General features: G+C 71.6%; 21 protein-coding genes. 13 read left to right on the forward strand and 8 right to left on the reverse strand.

Annotated elements, in window-relative coordinates:
* The first annotated feature begins 47 nt into the window (after positions 1–47).
* Complete coding sequence (locus CLT74_RS17545) at positions 48–482, forward strand: DUF4307 domain-containing protein (RefSeq protein WP_099847504.1); 435 nt, start codon at positions 48–50, stop codon at positions 480–482.
* A gap of 168 nt (positions 483–650) precedes the next feature.
* Positions 651–1,148, forward strand: a complete 498-nt coding sequence (greA, locus tag CLT74_RS17550; RefSeq protein ID WP_099847505.1) for a transcription elongation factor GreA — start codon at positions 651–653, stop codon at positions 1,146–1,148.
* Positions 1,149–1,207: 59 nt separating this feature from the next.
* Here the strand turns inward: greA and ilvA are convergent, their stop codons facing one another.
* Genes ilvA through CLT74_RS17570 form a run of 4 tightly spaced genes read right to left on the reverse strand, consistent with a single transcriptional unit; the run spans position 1,208 to position 6,044 of the window.
* Entirely contained in the window at positions 1,208–2,428 is a 1,221-nt protein-coding gene (ilvA, locus tag CLT74_RS17555; protein ID WP_099847506.1) for a threonine ammonia-lyase, read from the reverse strand.
* Positions 2,429–2,430: 2 nt separating this feature from the next.
* Positions 2,431–3,432, reverse strand: a complete 1,002-nt coding sequence (locus CLT74_RS17560) for a DUF4328 domain-containing protein (protein WP_099847507.1) — start codon at positions 3,430–3,432, stop codon at positions 2,431–2,433.
* 43 nt (positions 3,433–3,475) lie between these two features.
* Entirely contained in the window at positions 3,476–4,885 is a 1,410-nt protein-coding gene (locus CLT74_RS17565) for an amidase family protein (protein ID WP_099847508.1), read from the reverse strand.
* A 16-nt stretch (positions 4,886–4,901) separates the two neighbouring features.
* The gene (locus CLT74_RS17570; protein ID WP_099847509.1) at positions 4,902–6,044 is read right to left on the reverse strand and encodes a cystathionine gamma-synthase; all 1,143 of its coding nucleotides are present in this window, start codon (positions 6,042–6,044) and stop codon (positions 4,902–4,904) included.
* Between the two features lie 95 nt (positions 6,045–6,139).
* Here CLT74_RS17570 and CLT74_RS17575 point away from each other — a divergent pair, with 95 nt between their 5' ends.
* From CLT74_RS17575 to CLT74_RS17610, 8 genes are all read left to right on the forward strand, one after another.
* Positions 6,140–6,466, forward strand: coding sequence for a hypothetical protein (locus CLT74_RS17575; RefSeq protein WP_099847510.1), 327 nt, complete (start codon positions 6,140–6,142; stop codon positions 6,464–6,466).
* A 2-nt stretch (positions 6,467–6,468) separates the two neighbouring features.
* Positions 6,469–6,885: an HIT family protein gene (locus CLT74_RS17580; RefSeq protein ID WP_099847511.1), complete on the forward strand. Its 417-nt coding sequence runs from the start codon at positions 6,469–6,471 to the stop codon at positions 6,883–6,885.
* A gap of 88 nt (positions 6,886–6,973) precedes the next feature.
* Positions 6,974–7,636: a peptide-methionine (S)-S-oxide reductase MsrA gene (msrA, locus tag CLT74_RS17585; RefSeq protein ID WP_099847512.1), complete on the forward strand. Its 663-nt coding sequence runs from the start codon at positions 6,974–6,976 to the stop codon at positions 7,634–7,636.
* Between the two features lie 288 nt (positions 7,637–7,924).
* Positions 7,925–9,709: an N-acetylglutaminylglutamine amidotransferase gene (locus CLT74_RS17590; RefSeq protein WP_099847513.1), complete on the forward strand. Its 1,785-nt coding sequence runs from the start codon at positions 7,925–7,927 to the stop codon at positions 9,707–9,709.
* A gap of 2 nt (positions 9,710–9,711) precedes the next feature.
* Positions 9,712–11,607, forward strand: coding sequence for an N-acetylglutaminylglutamine synthetase (ngg, locus tag CLT74_RS17595; protein ID WP_099847514.1), 1,896 nt, complete (start codon positions 9,712–9,714; stop codon positions 11,605–11,607).
* Positions 11,604–12,797 carry an osmoprotectant NAGGN system M42 family peptidase gene (locus CLT74_RS17600; RefSeq protein ID WP_099852234.1) on the forward strand — a complete coding sequence of 398 codons (1,194 nt, stop codon included), beginning with the start codon at positions 11,604–11,606 and terminating at the stop codon, positions 12,795–12,797. The genes ngg and CLT74_RS17600 overlap by 4 nt, the downstream gene beginning before the upstream one ends.
* Positions 12,798–13,114: 317 nt before the next feature.
* Positions 13,115–14,044, forward strand: coding sequence for a ribonuclease Z (locus CLT74_RS17605; protein WP_099852237.1), 930 nt, complete (start codon positions 13,115–13,117; stop codon positions 14,042–14,044).
* Entirely contained in the window at positions 14,041–14,550 is a 510-nt protein-coding gene (locus tag CLT74_RS17610) for a GNAT family N-acetyltransferase (RefSeq protein WP_099847515.1), read from the forward strand. The genes CLT74_RS17605 and CLT74_RS17610 overlap by 4 nt, the downstream gene beginning before the upstream one ends.
* A 57-nt stretch (positions 14,551–14,607) precedes the next feature.
* Here CLT74_RS17610 and CLT74_RS17615 read toward each other — a convergent pair whose 3' ends face one another.
* Together CLT74_RS17615 and CLT74_RS17620 are read right to left on the reverse strand one after the other, a co-directional pair.
* Complete coding sequence (locus CLT74_RS17615; RefSeq protein ID WP_099847516.1) at positions 14,608–15,978, reverse strand: cystathionine beta-synthase; 1,371 nt, start codon at positions 15,976–15,978, stop codon at positions 14,608–14,610.
* Positions 15,979–16,061: 83 nt separating this feature from the next.
* The gene (locus CLT74_RS17620; protein ID WP_099852240.1) at positions 16,062–16,418 is read right to left on the reverse strand and encodes a YkvA family protein; all 357 of its coding nucleotides are present in this window, start codon (positions 16,416–16,418) and stop codon (positions 16,062–16,064) included.
* Between the two features lie 139 nt (positions 16,419–16,557).
* Here CLT74_RS17620 and CLT74_RS17625 point away from each other — a divergent pair, with 139 nt between their 5' ends.
* The 3 genes from CLT74_RS17625 to CLT74_RS17635 all read left to right on the forward strand — a co-directional run bounded on the left by CLT74_RS17625 (position 16,558) and on the right by CLT74_RS17635 (position 19,827).
* Positions 16,558–17,610 carry an SGNH/GDSL hydrolase family protein gene (locus CLT74_RS17625; protein ID WP_099847517.1) on the forward strand — a complete coding sequence of 351 codons (1,053 nt, stop codon included), beginning with the start codon at positions 16,558–16,560 and terminating at the stop codon, positions 17,608–17,610.
* Between the two features lie 52 nt (positions 17,611–17,662).
* Positions 17,663–18,466, forward strand: coding sequence for an SGNH/GDSL hydrolase family protein (locus CLT74_RS17630; RefSeq protein ID WP_099847518.1), 804 nt, complete (start codon positions 17,663–17,665; stop codon positions 18,464–18,466).
* Positions 18,467–18,567: 101 nt separating this feature from the next.
* Complete coding sequence (locus tag CLT74_RS17635; protein ID WP_099847519.1) at positions 18,568–19,827, forward strand: acetyl-CoA C-acetyltransferase; 1,260 nt, start codon at positions 18,568–18,570, stop codon at positions 19,825–19,827.
* A gap of 40 nt (positions 19,828–19,867) precedes the next feature.
* On the opposite strand, the gene CLT74_RS17640 is transcribed toward CLT74_RS17635, so the two are convergent.
* Positions 19,868–20,209 (reverse strand): hypothetical protein, encoded by a 342-nt coding sequence (locus tag CLT74_RS17640; RefSeq protein ID WP_486582385.1) that lies wholly within the window; start codon positions 20,207–20,209, stop codon positions 19,868–19,870.
* A gap of 237 nt (positions 20,210–20,446) precedes the next feature.
* On the reverse strand, positions 20,447–21,280 hold the full coding sequence (locus tag CLT74_RS17645; protein WP_099847520.1) for a Bax inhibitor-1/YccA family protein: 834 nt from the start codon (positions 21,278–21,280) through the stop codon (positions 20,447–20,449).
* Between the last annotated feature and the right edge of the window lie 40 nt (positions 21,281–21,320).

Consider the following 21,320-nt stretch of genomic DNA (forward strand, 5'->3'; position numbering starts at 1 on the left):
CATTCTTGCCGATACCGCTGACAACAACGCCAGGGAGATACCCGCCGGTGACCGAGACGCACGCCACACTTGGACCGGACGCACCGATCTTCCCGCCCGGTCGGTACGGCCGCCGCCGCGCGCTCCGGCGCCGCCGGCCGATGCTGGCCGCGCTGCTGGTCGTCGTCGTGGTCGCGGCGCTCACCGCCGTCTCGGTCCGGCTCTACCGGCAGTACGGCGATCCGGCGTACGACGCCCAGGTGATCAGCTACGGCAACATCACGGACACGCAGGTGGTCGTCGACTTCCGGGTGAACCTGCCGGACGGCGGCTCGGCGGTGTGCGTGCTGCGCGCCCGGGACCACGCCGGCGCCGAGGTGGCCCGCGAGGAGGTTCCGGTCGCCGCCACCGCCGGACAGCGGCACGTCACCGTGCGGCACCGGCTGGCCACCGAGGCGCGACCGTTCATCGGTGAGGTCGTCCGCTGCCGGCCGCCCGCCTGAGGCGGTGACCACCGGAGCCAATCATGCCGGTCGCCGGCGGATCGCCGACCTCCCGTCGCTGGCCGCCCCGCGCCCGGCCGGCGTGATCGCCGACACTCCTTGTCGTAGGGCACTGGTAACTTGGAGGTTCACCTGTCAGCCAGCACGCACAACCGAGGAGGACCGCCTGTGTCCAATGGCAACGAGGCGCCCGCCACCTGGCTGTCCCAGGACGCGTACGACCGCCTGAAGGGCGAGCTCGACGAGTTGATCGCCAACCGGCCGGTCATCGCCGCCGAGATCAACGCCCGGCGTGAGGAAGGCGACCTGCGCGAGAACGGCGGCTACCACGCCGCCCGCGAGGAGCAGGGCAAGGCCGAGGGGCGCATCCTCTACCTGAAGGAGCTGCTCCGCACGGCCCAGGTCGGCGAAGCGCCGACCGTCGACGCCGTGGCGCCCGGGATGGTCGTGACGATCTACTTCGACGACGACGCCGACGACACAGAGACGTTCCTGCTCGGCTCGCGTGAGATCGCCTCGACCACGGACCTGACGGTCTACAGCCCCGAGTCGGCTCTCGGCCGGGCGATCCTGGGCGGTAAGGCGGGCCAGGCCTGCACCTACACCGCCCCGAGCGGCGCCGACATCAAGGTGACAGTGGTCAGCTTCGAGCCCTTCTCCGGCTGATCGTCCTCCGCCGGCCGGGCCGGCACATCCGTTCCACCCAGAGGCGTGACGCGGCAGCGTCACGCCTCTGGTGCGATCGTCACCTGGTAGCCGCTGGCCCGCAGGGCACTGATCAGCATGTCGGAGTGTTCGACACCACGGGTCTCCACCGACAGCGCCACCTCGACCTCGCCCAGGCGCAGGTGCGGATTGGCCCGCTGGTGCACCACGTCCACCACGTTCGCCCGGTGCTCGGCGATCTCGCTCAGCAGCGAGGCCAACTGTCCCGGCCGGTCCGAGCAGCGCACCGTCACCCGCAGATAGCGCCCTGCCGCCGCCAGCCCGTGCTCGATCACGCGCAACATCAGCAGCGGGTCGATGTTGCCACCGGAGAGCACCACCACCACTGGCGCGGTCACCTCGACCGCACCGGCCAGCAGGGCGGCCACGCCGACCGCACCGGCCGGCTCGACCACCTGCTTGCCGCGTTCGAGCAGCATCAGCAGGGCCCGGGAGATGTCCTCCTCGGTGACGGTGACCACGTCGTCCACGAGCTTGCGGACGTGAGTGAAGGTGACGTCACCCGGCCTGCCCACAGCGATGCCGTCCGCGATGGTGCTGAAGGCCGGCAGCCGGACCGGTTCGCCCGCGACAAGTGACGGCGGGAAGGCCGCCGCGCTTGCCGCCTGCACCCCGATCACCCGTACGTCCGGCCGGAGCGCCTTGGCCGCCACCGCCAGCCCGGAGATCAGTCCTCCCCCGCCGACGCCCGTGACGATCGTGGTGACCTGCGGGCACTGCTCCAGGATCTCCAGCGCCACGGTGCCCTGCCCGGCGATCACGTCCCGGTGGTCGAACGGATGGATCAGCACCGCCCCGGTGCGCTCCGCGAACGTCTGCGCCGCGACAAGCGACTCGTCGACGGTGGCACCGACCAACTCGACCTGCGCGCCGTACCCCTTCGTCGCCGCCACCTTCGGCAGTGGCGCGTTCACCGGCATGAACACGGTGGCGTGGGTGCCCACCAGCCCGGCGGCGAGTGCCACACCCTGCGCGTGGTTGCCGGCGCTGGCCGCCACCACGCCCCGGGCCCGCTCCTCCGCCGACAACCGCGAGATCCGCACGTACGCGCCACGCACCTTGTACGACCCGGCCCGCTGGAGGTTCTCGCACTTGAACCAGACCGGCCCGCCGAGCGCGGCGCTGAGCGGGCGGGACGGCTCCAGCGGAGTGGTACGGACGACTCCGTCGAGCAGTTCCCGTGCCGCACGCACGTCGTCCAGGCTGACCAGTTCCGTCATGCCTAGATCGTGCCACCCGGCCGGTCAGTCTCCGGCGGCGCCTGGGCCGGGGCGGCGGGAGCGGCCGGACCGGGCTCGACCTGCGAGGCCGGGCCCGGCGCGGCCGGCGCCGGCACGACCGGTGCGGCCGAGGACGCGGCGGGCGATCCGGTCGGTCCGTCCGGTGCCGGAGCGGCATCGGCGACGACTGCCTCCGGCGTTCCCCCGGGGGTCACGATGGTCATGCCGGGCAGGATCGGGCCGGTGGGCATCGACCGTGCGATCCGCGCGGTCTGGGCTGCGGAGATGCTCTGGATCAGTACGACCAGCGACCCCCCGGCCACCACACAGAACACCGCCGGCACCAGGTACTCGCCGGTCGCCGACACGTAGTGGTCGGCGTACGCCTGGAAGTCCGCCGAGGTCTGCGGGGCCGGCAGCGCCTCGTACTCGGCTGCCGAGCGCGCGATGAACCGCTCCGCGAAGAGGAACACCAGCCAGGCGCCCCACCACAGGTGCACCAGTACCGGGGTGTTCGGCCGCCAGAGACTCTCCCGGGCGATGGTGGCCACCACCCGGTGCGGCATCACGAAGTTGACGAACGGCACCAGCCACCCGGCTATCGCCCAGCCGGCGGAGTTGGTGGGCCCGACACCCGGGAAGGCGTCCAGGTTCATCCGGGCCCGCCAGGTCCAGACGATGACGAGCACCACCGCGACCAGGAACGCGACCTGGTACAGCAGAGCCGCCGCCAGTTCCAGCATCCCCGCGGTGAGCAGGAAACCCTCGCCGTCCCCGGAGTCGGCGGCCCGCCCGGCGAGCACCGCGTTGACCGGCTGCACCGCCACCGTCAGCAGCAGGAACAGGGTGGTCGCGGCGACGGCGACCGACGCGGCCCGACCGACGCCCTGGACCGGGCGTACCCGGACGCCCGGACGCAGAGCCGGCGACCCGACAGGCGTACGGCAGGTCTGGCATTCTCCGGTGCGTACGTCGTTGTCGGTGTCGCAGGTGTGGCAGCGCATGGTCGGTCGACCTCCCGTGTGATGGCACCGGGAGGGTAGATGATCACGCGTTGGCGGGCGACCCCGTTCCGACGCGCGGGTAACCGGGGGCGTGCCGGGGCCACGGGTTCGCCATCTCGAACTGACCGGCGACGCCGAGCAGCAGCAGTTCCGAGCCGGGTGGGCCGACAAGTTGCACGGCGAGCGGCAGCCCGTCCGGGCGACGACCCACCGGCACCACCAGGGCGGGCAGACCTGCGATGTTCCACGGCGCGGCGTACGGCGCGTACCTGATGCTGGCCAGCATGTTCGCCTGCCAGGAGCGGGTCGACCAGCCGGCGGCCGGCGGCGGCGCGCTGGCCAGTGCCGGGGTGAGCAGCAGGTCCACCGAGTGGTCGGTGAAGAAACCGATCGACCGCTCGCGCCAGGCCAGCCGGTCGGCCTCCCGGACGTACCCGCGCCGCCACGCCCACTCGCCGAGCGCCACGTGCCGGCGACTGCGGCGTTGCAGGGCACGCCTGTCGACCCCGGCGGCGCGCACGTCCGCCGCAGCGGCGGCGAACCAGGTGGCGATGCCCTTCAGGCCCAACGCGGTCGGGTAGATCGGATCGGCCGGCACGGTGTCGTGACCGGCACCGGCCAGCAACCGGCCGGCGGCGGCGACCGCGTCCCGGTTCGGCGCGTCCGGTGAGACGCCCCGCACGGGCGACCGTAGTGACACGCCGACCCGCAGCCGCTGCGGTGGGACGAGCTTGCTCTGGGCCCGGCCGGCCAGCACCTGGAAGCCGACCGCCGCGTCGGCGACGGTGGTGCTGAGCATGCCGTGCTCGGTCAGGCCGAACCAGTCCTCCGCACCGAGCTGACAGGGCACCACACCGCGACCGGGCTTCAGGCCGACCAGCCCGCAGCAGGCGGCGGGAATGCGGATCGAGCCGAGACCATCGTTGCCGTGGGCGATCGGTACCAGTCCGGCGGCCACCGCCGCGGCCGCACCACCTGAAGACCCACCCGGGGTACGGGACAGGTCCCACGGGTTGCGGGTGACGGCTGTCTCGTCGTCGGTGAGGCCCCACAGGCCCAGCTCGGGCATCCGGGTGACGCCGAGGATCACCGCGCCGGCACCGCGTAGCCGACGGACCACCTCGTGGTCGGCCTCCGCCACGGCGGTCCGCACGGCGGCCGAGCCGTTCCAGGTCGGCACACCGGCGACCGCAGTGTTCTCCTTGACCGCCACCGGCACCCCGGCCAGCGGCAGATTACCCAGGTCCTCCTGCTCGTCGACCTTCTCCGCCTCGGTGACCGCCTCCCCGCCGCGTACCGCGCGGAACGCGGCGAGGTCGACGTCGGCCTTGGCGACGTGGTCGAGGTGGTCGGCGAGCACCTGGGTGGCGGAGACGTCACCCCGGCGTACGCCCCGGGCGATCTGTTTGGCGGTCGCGCCCACCCAGGTCGGCATGATGTCCTGCACGGCCACCCTCCCAAGCCAGCGGTCAGCCCAGCGCCTGCTCCAGATCGGCGAGCAGGTCTTCGACCGTCTCGATGCCGACAGACAGTCGCACGAGATCGGAGGGAACTTCAAGCGGCGAGCCGGCAGCACTCGCGTGTGTCATCCGCCCGGGGTGCTCGATCAGGGATTCCACCCCACCGAGGGACTCGGCGAGCACGAAGAGTCGGGCCCGGTTGCAGATCTCGACGGCGTGCTCCTCGCCCCCGGCGGCGCGGAAGGAGATCATCCCGCCGAACCGGCGCATCTGCTTGGCCGCCACCTCGTGACCGGGGTGCGTCGGCAGTCCCGGGTAGAGCACCTGACCGACCTTGGCGTGCCCGTCCAGGTACGCCACGATCCGCTCGGCGTTGTCGCAGTGCCGGTCCATCCGTACCCCGAGGGTCTTGATGCCGCGCAGGGTCAGCCACGCGTCGAACGGGCCGTTGATCGCGCCCATCGCGTTCTGGTGGTATCGCAACCGTTCGCCGAGCTCGGCGTCGGCAGCCACCAGCGCACCACCGACCACGTCGGAGTGCCCACCCACGTACTTGGTGGTCGAATGCACCACCACGTCCGCGCCTAGGGTGATCGGCTGTTGCAGGTACGGCGAGGCGAAGGTGTTGTCGACCACCAGCAGCGCCCCGGCGTCGTGCGCCACGGCGGCGAGGGTGGCGATGTCGGCGATGCCGAGCAGCGGGTTCGTCGGGGTCTCCACCCAGACCACCTTCGTGACGCCGGGCCGGATCGCGGCCCGCACGGCGTCCGCGTCGGAGACCTTGGCCGGGGTGTACGCCAACCCCCACCGCTCGGCGACCTTGGCGAAGAGCCGGTACGTGCCGCCGTAGGCGTCGTCGGGGATCACGACGTGGTCACCCGGTCCGCAGACGGTACGCAGCAGGGTGTCCTCGGCGGCGAGGCCGCTGGCGAACGCCAGGCCGACCTGGCCGGCCTCCAGCGCGGCCAGGCACTCCTGGAGCGCGTCCCGGGTGGGGTTACCGGAGCGGCTGTACTCGTAGCCGAGTCGCGGCGCGCCGACCGCGTCCTGGGCGTACGTGCTGGTCTGGTAGATCGGTGGGATCACCGCGCCGGTGCGGGCCTCGGGGTCCTGGCCGGCATGGATGGCGAGCGTCTCGAAGCCGTGGGTCATCCCGCAGACGTTAGTCGCCCTGCTTGCCGGATCGACTGGAACCCAACCCGGCTCGCCTCCGGAGCGCTGTCGGACCGCTGAGTGATACTGGCTGGGTGACCTCGACCAAGAGCCTTCCATCCCGCCTGATCGGAGTGGTCGACCGCATCCCGGCCTCGCTTGGTGTGCTCGCCGGTCCCGATCACGGTCGCGTCGTCCTACCGGTACGACTTGCCTGGTCCGGCCTGACCGAGTTCGACGTCGAAGATTCTCGTGAGCGGTTGACGCTGTATTGCCTACTTATGGATTGCGGGCAGCACGATGACATCGTGCGCTATGTCAACGCGGAGTTGCTGCGGCAGGACTGGCCACGGATCAAGCGGCTCACCTCAAGGCGCCTGGTCGCGATCTGGGAACGTCGGCTTCCCGAGCTCGTCACCTGAGCGTGGCGGGGTGCGTGTTCTGCGGGATCGTGGCCGGTGAGGTGCCGGCGTTCCGGGTGACCGACGAGCCGGACGGGGTGGCGTTCCTGGACACCCGGCCGGTGTTCAAGGGCCATGTGCTGGTGGTGCCCCGCACCCACCTCGTCACCCTCGCCGACCTGCCACCGACATCTCTCGCCGGCTACTTCGGGTTGGTGCGCCGGATCGCGGTGGCTGTCGAGTCCGGTCTGGGTGCCGGCGGCACGTTCGTGGCGATGAACAACAGGGTGTCCCAGTCGGTGCCGCACCTGCACACCCATGTGGTGCCCAGGACGAAGGGCGACGGGCTACGTGGCTTCTTCTGGCCGCGTACCCGTTACGCCGACGACGCCGAAGCCACGTCCTACGCCGAACGGATCCACACCGCCCTGGCGTCCTGAGCCGGCGGGCCTGAGCGGCGGCGGGGCGGGTAAGGAAGCGGGGTCCGCCGGTGTTGCACGCGGGGAAGGGTACGAAAGGAGTTCCACCGTGTTCCTCCGCCGCATGAAGGCCGAGATGATCTCACCCGACCGGGCCCTGCCCGGCCGTCCCATCGCGATGCCGGTGGCCGACCGGCACGAGGTGCTCGGGACCCCGCTCAAGGGCCCGTTCCCCGAGGGCTACCAGGTCGCCGTGTTCGGCATGGGGTGTTTCTGGGGCGCCGAGCGCCTGTTCTGGACCCTGCCCGGCGTCTTCACCACGTCTGCGGGTTATGCGGGTGGTTACACCCCGAACCCGACCTACGAGGAGGTCTGCTCCGGGATGACCGGGCACACCGAGGCGGTCGAGGTGGTGTACGACCCCACGAAGATCAGCTACGAGGACCTGTTGAAGGTCTTCTGGGAAAACCACGACCCGACCCAGGGCATGCGCCAGGGCAACGACGTGGGCACCCAGTATCGGTCCGCGATCTACGCCAGCACGGACGAGCAGCTCGCGATCGCCGAGGCGTCCCGGGAGGCGTTCGCGCCGATCGTGGCCCGCGCCGGCAAGGGCGAGATCACCACGGAGATCGCCCGGCTCGGTGACTACTACCTGGCCGAGGACTACCACCAGCAGTACCTCGCCCCCACCAAGAACCCGAACGGGTACTGCAACCACGGCCCGAACGGGCTGAGCTGCCCGGTCGGCGTGGCACGTACCGCAGGCTGAGCAGCGCGCGCCCGGACGGCCGGCCCGCCGATGCGGCGGGCCGGCCGCCGTGTGTGCGCCAGACCACCGAGGCCGTGAGCACATCGATGCGGTACGTATTGCGGCATTCGTCACACCTGGCGCTGCCCCGCAAACGCCGCAAGGGACACCAGGACGGCACGAAACAGCACAGTGCCCGGCCGCGATGACCGCAGCTTGATCACGGGGCGCGGATTCTAGCAATGCTGTTACACGACCGTCATAGCCTCAACAGGCTAATCGCAACATCCTCTGGCAGCATGGGCTCACATGTGCGGACTGGCTGGGGAGTTCCGACGGGACGCGACGCGTGCCGACGTCGCAGCGGTGGAACGGATGGCCGCCACCATGTGCGATCGGGGGCCTGACGGCAGCGGAGTGTGGTCACAGGGGGCTGTCGCCCTCGGCCACCGCCGGCTGAAAATCATCGACCTCTCGGCGGCCAGCGGCCAGCCGATCGTCGACTCCGCCGCGGGCCTGACCGGCGTCTTCAACGGCTGCATCTACAACTACCGCGAGCTGCGCGCCGAGCTACAGGCCAAGGGCCACCACTTCTTCTCCACCGGGGACAGCGAGGTCGTCGTCAAGGCGTACGCCGAGTGGGGGCTGGACTTCGTCGATCACCTGATCGGCATGTTCGCCGTGGCGATAAGCGAACGGGACACCGGTCGCCTGGTGCTGGCCCGGGACCGGCTCGGCATCAAGCCGCTCTACCTCGCCGAGTCCGCCGGCGTGGTGCGCTTCGCCAGCACCCTGCCGGCGCTGGTGGCCGGCGGCGGGGTGGACACCACAATCGACCCGGTCGCGCTGGGTCACTACCTCAGCTTCCACAGCATCGTGCCGCCGCCACGCACCATCCTGCGCGGCGTCACCAAGCTGCCCCCGGCCACCGTCCGGGTATACGAGGCCGACGGCCGCAGCCACGAGCGGGTCTACTGGGACCCTCCGTTCCTCCGCCGCGACGAGCACGCCAACTGGTCCGAGCGGGAGTGGCAGGACGCGCTGCACGAGTCGCTCACCACCGCCGTACGCCGACGGATGGTCGCCGACGTACCGGTCGGTGTGCTGCTCTCCGGCGGACTGGACTCCAGCCTGGTGGTCGCCCTGCTGGCCGGGGAGGGGCAGCGCGGGCTCTCCACCTTCTCCATCGGCTTCGACGCGGTCGGCGGCCGGGAGGGTGACGAGTTCCGCTACTCCGACGTGGTCGCCAAGACCTTCGACACCGACCACCACCAGATCCGGGTCGCCGCACAGGATCTGGTCCCGCCGCTGGAGGCGGCGGTGGCGGCCATGAGCGAACCCATGGTCAGCCACGACTGCGTCGCCTTCTACCTGCTCAGCCAGGAGGTGTCGCGGCACGTCAAGGTGGTGCAGTCCGGCCAGGGCGCCGACGAGATCCTGGGCGGCTACCACTGGTACCCGCCGCTGGCCCAGGTCGGCCGGGAACAGGCCCTCGACACGTACGCCCGGGCCTTCTTCGACCGCGACGGCACCGGCCTGGCCCGGGTGCTCAACCCCGACTGGCTCGCCGACGGGGACCCGGCGCGGGAGTTCGTCGCCGCGCACCTGGCGCGGCCGGGCGCCCAGACAGCTGTCGACGCCGGCCTGCGCATCGACACGCAGATCATGCTCACCGACGACCCGGTCAAGCGGGTCGACAACATGACCATGGCGCACGGGCTGGAGGCCCGGGTGCCGTTCCTGGATCACGAGTTCGTGGAGCTTGCCGCCGCCTGCCCACCGGAGCTGAAGCTGGCGCAGGGTGGCAAGGGTGTGCTGAAGGAGATCGGCCGCCGCGTGCTGCCGCACGAGGTGATCGACCGGCCCAAGGGTTACTTCCCGGTGCCGGGCCTGACGCACCTGGAAGGCAAGCTCCTCGACCGGGTACGCGACGCGCTTTCCGCGCCCGAGGCCCGCCGCCGCGACCTGTTCCGCGCCGATTACGTCAACGCCCTGCTCGACGCCCCGAACGCCGAACTGACCCCGTTGAACGGAAACAAGCTGTGGCAACTCGGACTCCTGGAAATGTGGCTCCAGAGCCACGGAATCGACTGACCGTGACCGACACCCTGGCCACCGGCGTCGCCCGGACAGACCGGGGCCGCGGCACGGGCAGACGGTACGAGCGGGTGGGGCCGGGCGGTGATCCGATCGCCATGGGCGGCACCGCCGAACCGACCACCGACGAGCACCCGAGCACCGGTGCGGACGTCATAGTCGACTGCGGCTGGGGGCGGCTGGTCTTCGGCCAGACCTTCGCCGACCAGTCCGCGGTCGCCGACGTGCTGCGCTCCGAGGCGGCCGGCGCCCGGGACATCTGCATCTACCTGCGGGATCCGCACGTGCTGGTCTCCCGGCTCCCCGACGAGTTGTTCATCGACCCGTCGCTCACCTACCGGCTGCCGCTCGGCGGGGACCGTCGCGGGCCCCGTCCCGGTGCCGGCACCACCGAGGAGGCCGGTAGCGCCGAGACGCCGGCACCGCTCGACGGCCGCACCGAGCTGCCCGGCGTACGCATCCGCCGGTTGCGCGACGCCGCCGACGCCGACGCGGTCAACCGGATCTACGCGGCCAACGGCATGGTCACCGCCCCGGTCGACGTGCTCGTCGACAACGCCGCGACCGACCGTTTCCTGCACCTGGTGGCGGAGGCGGCCACCGGCGAGATCGTCGGCACCATCACCGGCATCGACCACGTCGCGGTCTTCGACGACCCGGACAACGGTGCCAGCCTGTGGTGCCTGACCGTCGACTTCAACCAGGCCCCGCCCGGCACCGGGCAGGCGCTGATCACCGAGCTGGCCGCCCGGCTGGTCGCCCGGGGTCGCGCGTACGTGGACCTGTCCGTGCTCGCCGAGAACAACGGGGCGATCCGGCTCTACGAACGGCTCGGCTTCTACCGCACCGCCACGCTCTGCGTGAAGCGGAAGAACCCGATCAACGAGCGGTTGTTCCTGCCGGCCATGCCGGTCGGCTACGACGGGCTCAACCCGTACGCGCGGATCGTCGCCGACGAGGCGATGCGGCGGGGCATCCGGGTTGAGGTGACCGACCCGGAGTGGGGCGAACTCCGGCTGACCAGCGGCGGTCGGACCATCCTCACCCGGGAGTCGCTGTCCGAGCTGACCTCGGCGGTGGCGATGAGCCGCTGCGACGACAAGCGGGTCACCCGCCGGATCCTGACCGAGGCCGGACTGTCGGTGCCGCGTGGGCGTACCGCCACCGGCGACACCGCCGACGCGGATTTCCTGGCCGAGGTGGGCCAGGTGGTGGTCAAGCCGGCCCGGGGCGAGCAGGGCAACGGCATCACCGTGGGCGTCCGCACCCCGGAAGCGCTGGCCGCCGCCGTCGAGCTGGCCGCCCGGTTCTGCCCCGAGGTGTTGCTGGAGGAGCTGTGCTCCGGTGAGGACCTGCGGGTCGTCATGATCGATCACGAGGTGGTGGCCGCCGCGGTACGCCGGCCCGCCTCGATCACCGGCGACGGTGTGCACGACATCGCCGAGCTGATCGAGCGGCAGAGTCGTCGCCGGGCCGCCGCCACCGGCGGTGAGTCCCGCATCCCGCTTGACGACATGACCCGGGACGTGGTCACCGAGGCCGGCTTCCAACTGCACGACGTCCTGCCCGAGGGTCAGCTGCTGGCCGTGCGGCGCACCGCGAACCTGCACACCGGCGGCACCATCCACGACGTGACCGGAGAGCTGCATCCGGCGATCGCCGAGGCGTGTGTCGCCGCCAGCCGCGCCATCGACATCCCGGTCACCGGGCTCGACCTGCTGGTACCGGCGCCGGACCAACCGGAGCACGTCTTCATCGAGGCCAACGAGCGGCCCGGGCTGGCCAACCACGAGCCACAGCCCACCGCCGAACGCTTCGTGGACCTGCTCTTTCCCGGGACTCGGGCACCGCAACGGCTGTGGACGCCGGCGGGTGCGGCACCATCTGGGGCATGACCGTACGCAAGACCACTCCGCTCCCCATTGACCTGGACTATCTCCGTCAGGTTCTGGTCGAGCTGCTCGATATCCCGAGCCCGTCGGGGCGCACCGACCATGTGCAGCAGTACGTGGGCGAGCGGCTGTCGGCGCTCGGCATCCCGTCGACGCTCACCCGCCGGGGCGCGTTGAGCGCCTGCCTGCCCGGGCCCCGGGAGACCGGTGCGGACCGGGCGATCGTGGTACACACCGACACCATCGGCGGGATGGTCAAGCGGCTGAAGGAGAACGGCCGGCTGGAGTTGAAGCCGATCGGTACGCACAGTGCCCGGTTCGCCGAGGGCGCGCACGTACGGATCTTCACCGACGACCTGGACCGGGTGGTCACCGGTCAGGTGCTGCCGCTCAAGGCCAGCGGCCACCGCTACAACGAGGGCGTCGACCTGCAGGGTTTCGGCTGGGAGCAGGTCGAGGTACGCGTCGACGAGCCGGTGGAGGACATCGCCGGCCTGCGCGCTCTCGGCATCGACGCGGGCGACTTCGTCGCGTTCCTGCCCAACCCGACTGTCACTCCCAGCGGGTACGTCAAGTCCCGCCACCTCGACGACAAGGCCGGCGTGGCGGCGGTGCTCACCGCCATGAAGGCGATGGTCGACGCCGGGGTGAAGCCCGCCGTGACCGCGCACCTGCTGGTCACCGTGACCGAGGAGATCGGCCACGGCGCGTCCCACGGCCTCGACCCCGACGTGGCCGAGATCGTCTCGGTGGACGCGGCGGTGGTCGCTCCCGGGCAGCAGTCCCGGGAACACTCCGCCACCCTGGCGATGGGCGACGGCGTGGGGCCGTTCGACTACCACCTGACCCGCAACCTGGCGGCGATCGCCCGGGAACACGACGTGGATCTCGTCCGGGACGTCTTCGACTACTACCGCTCGGACGTGGCGGCGGCGGTGGAGGCGGGGGCGCACGCCCGGGTGGCGCTGCTCGGTTTCGGCGTCGACGCCACCCACGGTCACGAGCGCACCCACCTGGAAGGGCTGCGTCACCTGGCCCAGTTGATCTGTCTCTACCTCCAGAGCGATCTGGTGTTCCCCGAATGGGACGCCGAGCCGGAGGGCGACCTGGCCGACTTCCCGTCGCTGGCGGTGCAGCCGGCCAACGCGGACGGCCCCCGCGAGGGCCCGATCGGCATCGCCCAGAGCGCCTGACAGCGGGTCGGCCGGCAGTGTGATCGAAATCCGTTGCCGGTGGGCCGGCGGCTGGATAGCGTGGCGGTACACGGGAAAGGAGGTGGTCCAGACTTGTATAGCAATCGGACTCGTGAGGTGGCTGTCCGCTAGCCGCTGTCCTCGACAGTGACACAGCTCGTCCTCCGGGACGGGCACGGTAAGAATCGTCGGGACCGTGTGGCAGCGGTGCGGCGAAACCACGACAGCCACCCGACCCCCGGGGTGCCGGCCCAGTCCAGCCGGCCCGCGTCCGCGCGGAAGCCCCGGGGGTCGCTTCATCCGTACCGGAGGTGGCCGTGTCCATGCGCGAGCTGGTGGTGCTCGGCACGGCGAGCCAGGCGCCCACCCGGGCCCGCAACCACAACGGATACGTGCTGCGCTGGGACGACGAGGTGATCCTCTTCGACCCCGGCGAGGGCAGCCAGCGGCAACTGCTGCACACCGGCGTCACGGCCACCGACCTGACCCGGATCTGCGTCACCCACTTCCACGGCGACCACTGCCTCGGCCTGCCCGGCACCATCCAACGGCTGTCCCTGGACCGGGTGTCCCATCCGGTGGCGGTGCACTTCCCGGCCGGGGGTGCCGACTACTTCGCCCGGCTGCGGCACGCCAGTTCCTTCCACGAGACCGCCGAGCTGGCCGTCACCCCGATCGAGGCGGACGGGCAACGGATCGAGCTGCGCTGCGGGACGCTTGAGGCGCGGCGGCTGCGGCACCCGATCGAGACGTACGGCTATCGGCTGGTGGAGCCGGACGGGTGCCGGATGCTGCCGGAGAAGCTGGCCGCGTACGGCATCGCCGGGCCGGCGGTCGGTGAGCTGCACCGCACCGGCCATCTCGACCTCGACGGGCGTCGCGTCACCCGCGACGAGGTGAGCGTGCGTCGGCCAGGTCAGCGGTTCGCCTTCGTGATGGACACCGGCCTCTGCGACGGGGTGTACGCCCTCACCGAGCACGCCGACCTGCTGGTCATCGAGTCGACGTTCCTGGAGTCGGAGGCGGCGCTCGCCGCCGAGGTCGGGCACCTCACCGCCGGCCAGGCCGCGCGGGTGGCGGCCGAGTCGGGGGTACGCCGACTCGTGCTCACCCACTTCTCCCAGCGGTACGCCGATCCGGCCCGCTTCGCCGACGAGGCCCGCCGGCACTTCGACGGGGACCTGGTGATCGCCGAGGATCTGGCCACGGTTCAGGTGCCGTCCCGGCGGGTACCCTCGGCCGGGTGACTGTCACGCTGCGTGTCGCAACCGCTGACGATCTGCTGGCGGTGGGGCGGCTCCACCAGCGTTCGCGGGTCGCCGCGTACTCGTCGTTCCTGCCGCCGGAGGCGCTGGCCGACCCGACGCCGGAGGCGATGGGTCGCTACTGGGCCGAGCGGTGGATCTGGGAGCGGGCCGACCACGTGATGACTGTCGCCGAGCGGGACGGGGCACTTGCCGGCTTCAGCTACCTGGGCCCCGACGACGAGGGTGACCCGACGACCGGCCTGCTCAACGCCATCCACCTGGAGCCGACCGAGCGAGGTCGCGGCGTCGGCCGGGCGCTGATGGTCGACGCTCTGGCGAGCATGCGCGCGCGGGGCTGGCGTCGTGCGGTGCTCTGGGTGCTGCGCGACAACACCCACGCCCGCCACTTCTACGAACGCGGCGGCTGGTCCCCCACCGGCCTGGAACGTCTCGACCTGATCGGCACCACGCACACCCCCCAACTGCGCTACACCCGCCCCCTCTAGCCCCCCACCCCATCCACCCTGGTTGGCGAGTGGGTGGGTGGGGTGGGGGGTTTGGGCTTAGCGGGCGCCCAGGTGGGCCAGGAGGTCCTGGCGGGTGAGGACGCCCTTGGGCTTGCCGTCGATGAGGACCAGCGCGGCGTCGGACTTCTCCAGCAGGTTCACCGCCTCGCTGACCGGCTGGCCGCCACCGATCATCGGCAGCGGGGGCGCCATGTGCCGCTCGATCGTGTCGTGCAGCTGCGCCTGGCCGGTGAAGAGCGCGTCGAGCAGGTCCTTCTCGGCGATAGAGCCGGCCACCTCGCCGGTCACCACCGGCGGCTCGGCCTTCAGCACCGGCAGCTGCGAGACGCCGTACTCGCGCATGTAGTCGACCGCGTCGCGGACCGTCTCGGTCGGGTGCACGTGGACCAGCTCGGGCAGGCCGCCGGGCTTGCCGGCCAGTGCCTCCGAGACGGTGGGCTCCGAGCCGGAGGCGTCGAGGAAGCCGTAACGGGCCATCCAGGCGTCGTTGAAGATCTTGGACAGGTAGCCCCGACCACCGTCCGGCAGCAGCACCACGATCACGTCGTCCGGGCCGGCGGCGCGGGCCACCTCCAACGCCGCGACGGCCGCCATGCCGCAGGAGCCACCGACAAGCAGCCCCTCCTCGCGGGCAAGCCGCCGGGTCATCTCGAAGGACTGCTTGTCCGAGACCTCGATGATCTCGTCGGCCACGTCCCGGTCGTACGTCTCCGGCCAGAAGTCCTCGCCAACCCCCTCGACCAGGTACGGCCGGCCGGTGCCGCCGGAGTAGACCGAGCCCTCAGGGTCGGCGCCGATGACCTTGACGGCGCCGCCGGAGGCCTCCTTCAGGTACCGCCCGATGCCGGAGATCGTGCCGCCGGTACCCACCCCGGCCACGAAGTGGGTGATCCGTCCCTCGGTCTGCTTCCACAGCTCCGGGCCGGTCGTCTCGTAGTGCGAGCGCGGGTTCGCCGGGTTGGCGTACTGGTTGGGCTTCCACGCGCCGGGGATCTCCCGGGCCAGCCGGTCGGAGACGTTGTAGTACGAGCGCGGGTCCTCCGGGGCCACGGCGGTCGGGCAGACCACCACCTCCGCGCCGTACGCCCGCAGCACGTCCTGCTTGTCCTGGCTGACCTTGTCCGGGCAGACGAACACGCAGCGATAGCCCTTGAGCTGGGCCACCAGGGCCAGCCCGACGCCGGTGTTACCGCTGGTCGGCTCGACGATGGTGCCGCCCGGGCGGAGGATCCCCGCCGCCTCGGCGTCCTCCACCATGCGCAGCGCGATCCGGTCCTTCACCGACCCGCCGGGGTTGAGGTACTCCACCTTCGCCAGCACCGTCGCCTGGATGCCCTCGGCGACGTTGCGTAGCCGTACCAGCGGCGTGTTGCCGATCATTTCGACGACGTTGTCGTAGTACTGCACCTCGTTGTGCCCTTCTGCTCCGGCACCGGCACGCCAGGCCGGGCGGGTGGGATCAGGTGGAATTCCCGCCCAGGGTACGTCGGTCAGGGCACCACGTGGCCGGGGACCACGGTGCTGCGACGTGCCTCCCACTCCAGGAAGCGCTCGGTCTCGGCGAGCACCGCACCGGCCAGCCAGGTGACCATCACCGCGTCGTCGATCAGCCCGAACATGGCGAGGAACATTTCCGGCACCACGTCGACGGGCGAGACGATGTAGGCCGTGGCGGCCGTCATCATGGCCAGCCGCAGCCCACCGTCGTACTGGCCACGGGCAGTGGCCGCGATCATCCTGGGCAGCGCCCCGATCCGGGCGCCGAGCGACGGCCCGCCCCGGGCACCGGCGGTCATCGCCCGCGCCAGGGCCACGAACGCGGCACCTCGCTTCAACGTCTTCGCCATCGTCGTGCTCCTCTCCACGTGCAGCGTGACGCGCCGCCGCAACACCGTCCATCCAAGTACCCAACACGGTCGTTTTCCAGGCACCGGAGCGCCGCGACGACGACAGCGGGGCGTCAGACAGGCGCGCTAGTGTCACGGTATGGGGGTCGCTGGTTCCGTCGTACCGGATCGTCCGCGCTGGCAGCGCGCCCTGCGGGTGGCCCGTCTGGCCGCCATCGGCACGGGTGCCACGGTGGCCGCCGCGGCGGCGGGGACGGGCGTGCTCCTCGGTCAGGCGCGGCAGGCCCGACGCACCATTCCGATGGCCGAGGCACCGCCACCACGCTGCGACGGCACCTACGGCGCGAAGTTTCCCGGACCTGCGATCACCATGGTCATACTCGGCGACTCGTCGGCCGCCGGCTACGGGGTGCACCGCCGCCGTGAGACGCCCGGCGCCTTGTTGGCCACCGGCCTGTCCCGACGTCTCCAGCGTCCCGTCCGGTTGCACCGCTTCGCCGTGGTGGGTGCCATCTCGGCCGGGCTGAAGTTCCAGGTCGAGGCGGCCCTGGAGTGCGACCCCGAGGTCGCCGTCATCCTCATCGGCGGCAACGACGTCACCAACCGTACGCCGCCGGCCCTGGCCGTGCGCTATCTCGTCGAGGGGGTTCGGGCGCTGCGCGCGGCCGGTGCCGAGGTGGTCGTCGGGACCTGCCCGGACCTGGGCGCGATCCGACCCATCCAACCGCCGCTGCGCTGGTTGGCCCGCCGGTGGAGCCGGCAACTCGCCGCCGCGCAGACGATGGCTGTGGTGTCGGCCGGCGGCTGGACGGTCTCCCTCGGCGACCTGCTCGGTCCCCGGTTCAACGCCGAGCCGGGGCGGATGTTCGGCTGGGACCGGTTTCATCCCTCCGCCGACGGATACGCGGCGGCTGCCGCCGCACTGTTGCCAACGGTGCTCTCCGCGCTGGGGCACGGCGCCGAACGCAGGCCTTCGCCGACGCGCCTCGAAGGCGTACGGTCTTTGCCGAAGGCCGCGCAGGAGGCGGCTCGGCATCCGGGGACGGAGGTCAGCGGCACGCAGGTTCGTGGCAGCGAGAGCGGTCCGGCCGGCCGTTGGGCGCAGCTACGCCGGCGAGGGCTTTTCGGTGTCGGTCCGACGCCACAGCCAGCCCCCACCGTCGACTCACCCGCAGTGGAGGGATTCTCATGAACGAGCGGATCACGGGCCGGTACGGCTCCGTCGCCGGCTTGGCGGTGACGCCATGACCGGCCTCCCTGCCGGCTCCCGGGCCGCCGCGCGGGTCGCCCGCACCGCCGCGTTCTCCCTGCTCGCTGGGGCACTTGGCGGGGCTGCGGTGCTGGCCGGCGAGGCCGTGGTGGCGCGCAACCGCCGCTACGCACAACCGGAGCTGGGGCTGGCGCTGCGGGCGACAGTCGGCCGTGCCGGTGCCCCGCCGGTGCGCCTGGTGCTGCTCGGTGACTCCTCCGCCCTCGGCGTCGGCGTGGACCGCCTCGGCGACACCATCGGCGGGCAACTGGCGGAGTTGCTCGCCGAGGGGCCGGGCGGGCGTCGGGTGTATCTGTCCAGCGTCGGCGTCTCCGGTTCGCGCTCCACCGACCTGGCCACCCAGGTGGCCCGGGCGCTGCTCGGCGAGCCACCCGACGTGGCGGTCATCCTGGTGGGTGCCAACGACGTCACGAGCATGCGTCGCCCGACCGAGGCCGCCGCCTACCTGGGCGCGGCCGTGCACCGGCTGCGGCAGGCCGGCGTCGAGGTGGTGGTCGGCACCTGCCCGGATCTCGGCGCCGTACGCGCGATCGCGTCGCCTCTGCGACAGGTCGTCGGATGGATGGGGCGACGCGTGGCCCGGGCGCAGACCGGTGCGGTGCTCGACGCCGGTGGGACGGTGGTCGACCTCGCCACCGAGACCGGCCCGGTGTTCCGAGCCGACGCGGGCACCTTCTGTCACGACGGCTACCACCCCTCCGCCGACGGTTACCGGGTCTGGGCACACGCCCTGCTGCCCGCGGTGATCGCCGCGGCTGCCGTCACCCCGCGTCGCTGACCGGTCGGGTGCTGCTCACCTGTCCTCCGGGTGCGCAGGGTGACATTTCCCGGCCGCCGGAAAACTTCCGCTGCAAGTTACCGGCGAGTTAACGTGACCGTATGCCGATTGAGTCGTCCCGCGACGCCGTCATCGTCGCCACCACCCGCTCCCCCATCGGCCGGGCCCACAAGGGCTCCCTACGCGAAGTCCGCCCGGACGACCTGGCCGCCACCATCGTGCGGGCGGCCCTGGACAAGGTGCCTCAGCTCGACCCGCGTGACATCGATGATCTCTATCTCGGGTGCGGCCTGCCCGGCGGCGAGCAGGGTTTCAACATGGCGCGCGTGGTCGCCGTACTGATGGGTCTCGACGGCCTGCCCGGCGCCACCCTCACCCGCTACTGCGCCTCCTCGTTGCAGACCACCCGGATGGCGATGCACGCCATCCGGGCCGGCGAGGGCGACGTCTTCGTCTCGGCCGGTGTCGAGATGGTCTCCCGGTACGCCCGGGGCAGCTCCGACGGCCTGCCGCCCGAGGCGCAGGCGCTGCTCGGCCGTTGGGAGAACCCCCGCTTCGCGCCGGCGCGCGAGCGGTCCGAGGCCCGCGCCGAGGCTGGCGCGCCGGTCTGGACCGACCCGCGCGAGCAGGACGCCCTGCCCGACGTCTACCTGGCCATGGGGCAGACCGCCGAGAATCTCGCCCAGGTGCACGACGTGAGCCGCGCGGACATGGACGCTTTCGGCGTACGCAGCCAGAACCTGGCCGAGAAGGCGATCGTCGACGGCTTCTGGGCCCGCGAGATCACCCCGGTCACCACCCCCGACGGCACCGTGGTCAGCACCGACGACGGCCCCCGGGCCGGGGTCACCCTGGAGGCGGTCTCCGCGCTCAAGCCGGTCTTCCGTCCCGACGGCCGGATCACCGCCGGCAACTGCTGCCCGCTCAACGACGGGGCCGCGGCCGTGGTGGTGATGAGCGCCCAGCGGGCCGAGGAGTTGGGCATCACCCCGCTGGCCCGGATCGTCTCCACAGGTGTCACAGCGCTGTCACCGGAGATCATGGGTCTCGGTCCGGTGGAGGCGAGCCGGCAGGCGCTCGAGCGCGCCGGCATGACTATCGACGACGTGGATCTGGTCGAGATCAACGAGGCGTTCGCCGCCCAGGTGATCCCGTCGTACCGCCAGCTCGGCATCCCGGAGGAGAAGCTGAACGTGATGGGTGGCGCGATCGCCATCGGTCACCCCTTCGGGATGACCGGCGCCCGGATCACCGGCACGCTGCTCAACGCCCTGCAATGGCACGACAAGACGATCGGCCTGGAGACCATGTGCGTCGGCGGCGGGCAGGGCATGGCGATGGTCGTCGAGCGCCTGAGCTGACGCCACGGATCGGCCACCCGGCCGACCCGTACGGCCAGGGCTAGAGCGCGGTCCGGGTCGCGGCCACCTCGGTGGCGGCCCGGGCCAGGGCCTCCTCGCTCGCGTCTGCGGTGAGCAGGTCGGCGGTGACCACCCGGAGCTGGTCGGGCAGCGCAAGGTCGTTGTCGAGCCGGGGCACGGCTCGTCGTGGCTGTCCCTCCGCGTCCGCGGCGAGGTTGGCGATCTCCTGCACCAGCCGGTGCACCAGATCCGCTCGGGACACGTTGCCTACCGACGCGGCGGCCGACCATCGGGGCTGCTGCCAGTGGCTGACCTGCCGCACCAACAGCTCCACCCCCCGCGCGACCGCCACCCCCCGCTCGCTGCCCTCTCCACCCGCCACCCTCCGCACTCTACGCACCCCACCCCCAACCTCGTCGATCTTGCACTTTCGGTCGCCGAGATACCCGGTCTGACCGCTTTTGCGGGGACGAAAAGTGCAAGATCGACGAGGCTGGGGTGGGGGTGGGGGTGGGGGTGGGGGTGGGGGTGGGGGTGGGGGTGGGGGTGGGGGTGGGGAGAGAGACGACGGCGCCCGCCCCGGGTGGGGCGGGCGCCGGTCGGTCGTTGGGCGGCGAGGTCAGTCGTCGCCTTGGAAGTAGCTGAGCAGGCGCAGCATCTCGATGTAGAGCCAGATCAGGCTGACCAGGATGCCGAAGGCGGCCACCCAGGAGTAGCGCTGCGGCAGGCCCATCCGGACGCCGTCCTCGACCTCCTTGAAGCTGAGGATGAAGCTCAGCGAGGCCACCACGATGCACACGATGCTGAACCCGATGGCCAGCGGGCTGCCGTCGCGCAGACCGGTGTTGACCCCGAACATCGCCAGCACCAGGTTGATCAGCATGACGGCGAACAACCCCGCCATCACCGCGATCATGCCCTTGACGAACTTCGGCGTCGCCCGGATGACCCGCGCCCGGTAGAGCATGGCCATCACGAAGAAGACACCGAAGGTGGCGGTCGCCGCCTGGAGCACGATGCCGTCGTACAGCGATTCGAAGAACTTGCTCACCGCACCGACGAGGACACCCTCGACGACGGCGTACGCGACGACGAGCGCCGGGTTCGCCATCCGGGAGAACGAGATGATCAAGCCCAGCACCAGGCCGACGATGGCCGCGCCGATCCAGGCGACGCCGAGCAGCTCGTCGGGCACCAGAGCCCACGCCGCGGCGGCGGCGACACCGACGATGGCCAGGAGGGTGACCGTCTTGACCACCACGTCGTCGATCGACATGGGGGTGACCGCCGGCGGGGCCGACGGGAAGCCCGGCGCGCCGGGGTAGCCGGCCTGCGGCGGAGCCTGCTGGGGGTAGCCGGGCTGTCCGTACGGCCCGGACGGGGCGTACCCGGCGGCCCGCTCCCGCTCGGCCGCCTGACCGAGCCGGGCGAGCACCGGGTTCGAAGTCTTCACTGTCTGGCCTCCCTAAGGGGGTCGTGGCACGTCAACGCGC

The organism is Verrucosispora sp. CNZ293, assembly GCF_002754655.1.

Bases quoted from the DNA above. Each gene is read 5' to 3' on its own strand.
- ilvA (WP_099847506.1), bottom strand. From the start codon at position 2,428: ATGACGGAACTGGTCAGCCTGGACGACGTGCGTGCGGCACGGGAACTG.
- CLT74_RS17635 (WP_099847519.1), top strand. From the start codon at position 18,568: ATGCCGATTGAGTCGTCCCGCGACGCCGTCATCGTCGCCACCACCCGC.
- CLT74_RS17600 (WP_099852234.1), top strand. From the start codon at position 11,604: ATGACCGTACGCAAGACCACTCCGCTCCCCATTGACCTGGACTATCTC.
- CLT74_RS17560 (WP_099847507.1), bottom strand. From the start codon at position 3,432: ATGCGCTGCCACACCTGCGACACCGACAACGACGTACGCACCGGAGAA.
- CLT74_RS17590 (WP_099847513.1), top strand. From the start codon at position 7,925: ATGTGCGGACTGGCTGGGGAGTTCCGACGGGACGCGACGCGTGCCGAC.
- CLT74_RS17620 (WP_099852240.1), bottom strand. From the start codon at position 16,418: ATGGCGAAGACGTTGAAGCGAGGTGCCGCGTTCGTGGCCCTGGCGCGG.
- CLT74_RS17630 (WP_099847518.1), top strand. From the start codon at position 17,663: ATGACCGGCCTCCCTGCCGGCTCCCGGGCCGCCGCGCGGGTCGCCCGC.
- CLT74_RS17625 (WP_099847517.1), top strand. From the start codon at position 16,558: ATGGGGGTCGCTGGTTCCGTCGTACCGGATCGTCCGCGCTGGCAGCGC.
- CLT74_RS17570 (WP_099847509.1), bottom strand. From the start codon at position 6,044: ATGACCCACGGCTTCGAGACGCTCGCCATCCATGCCGGCCAGGACCCC.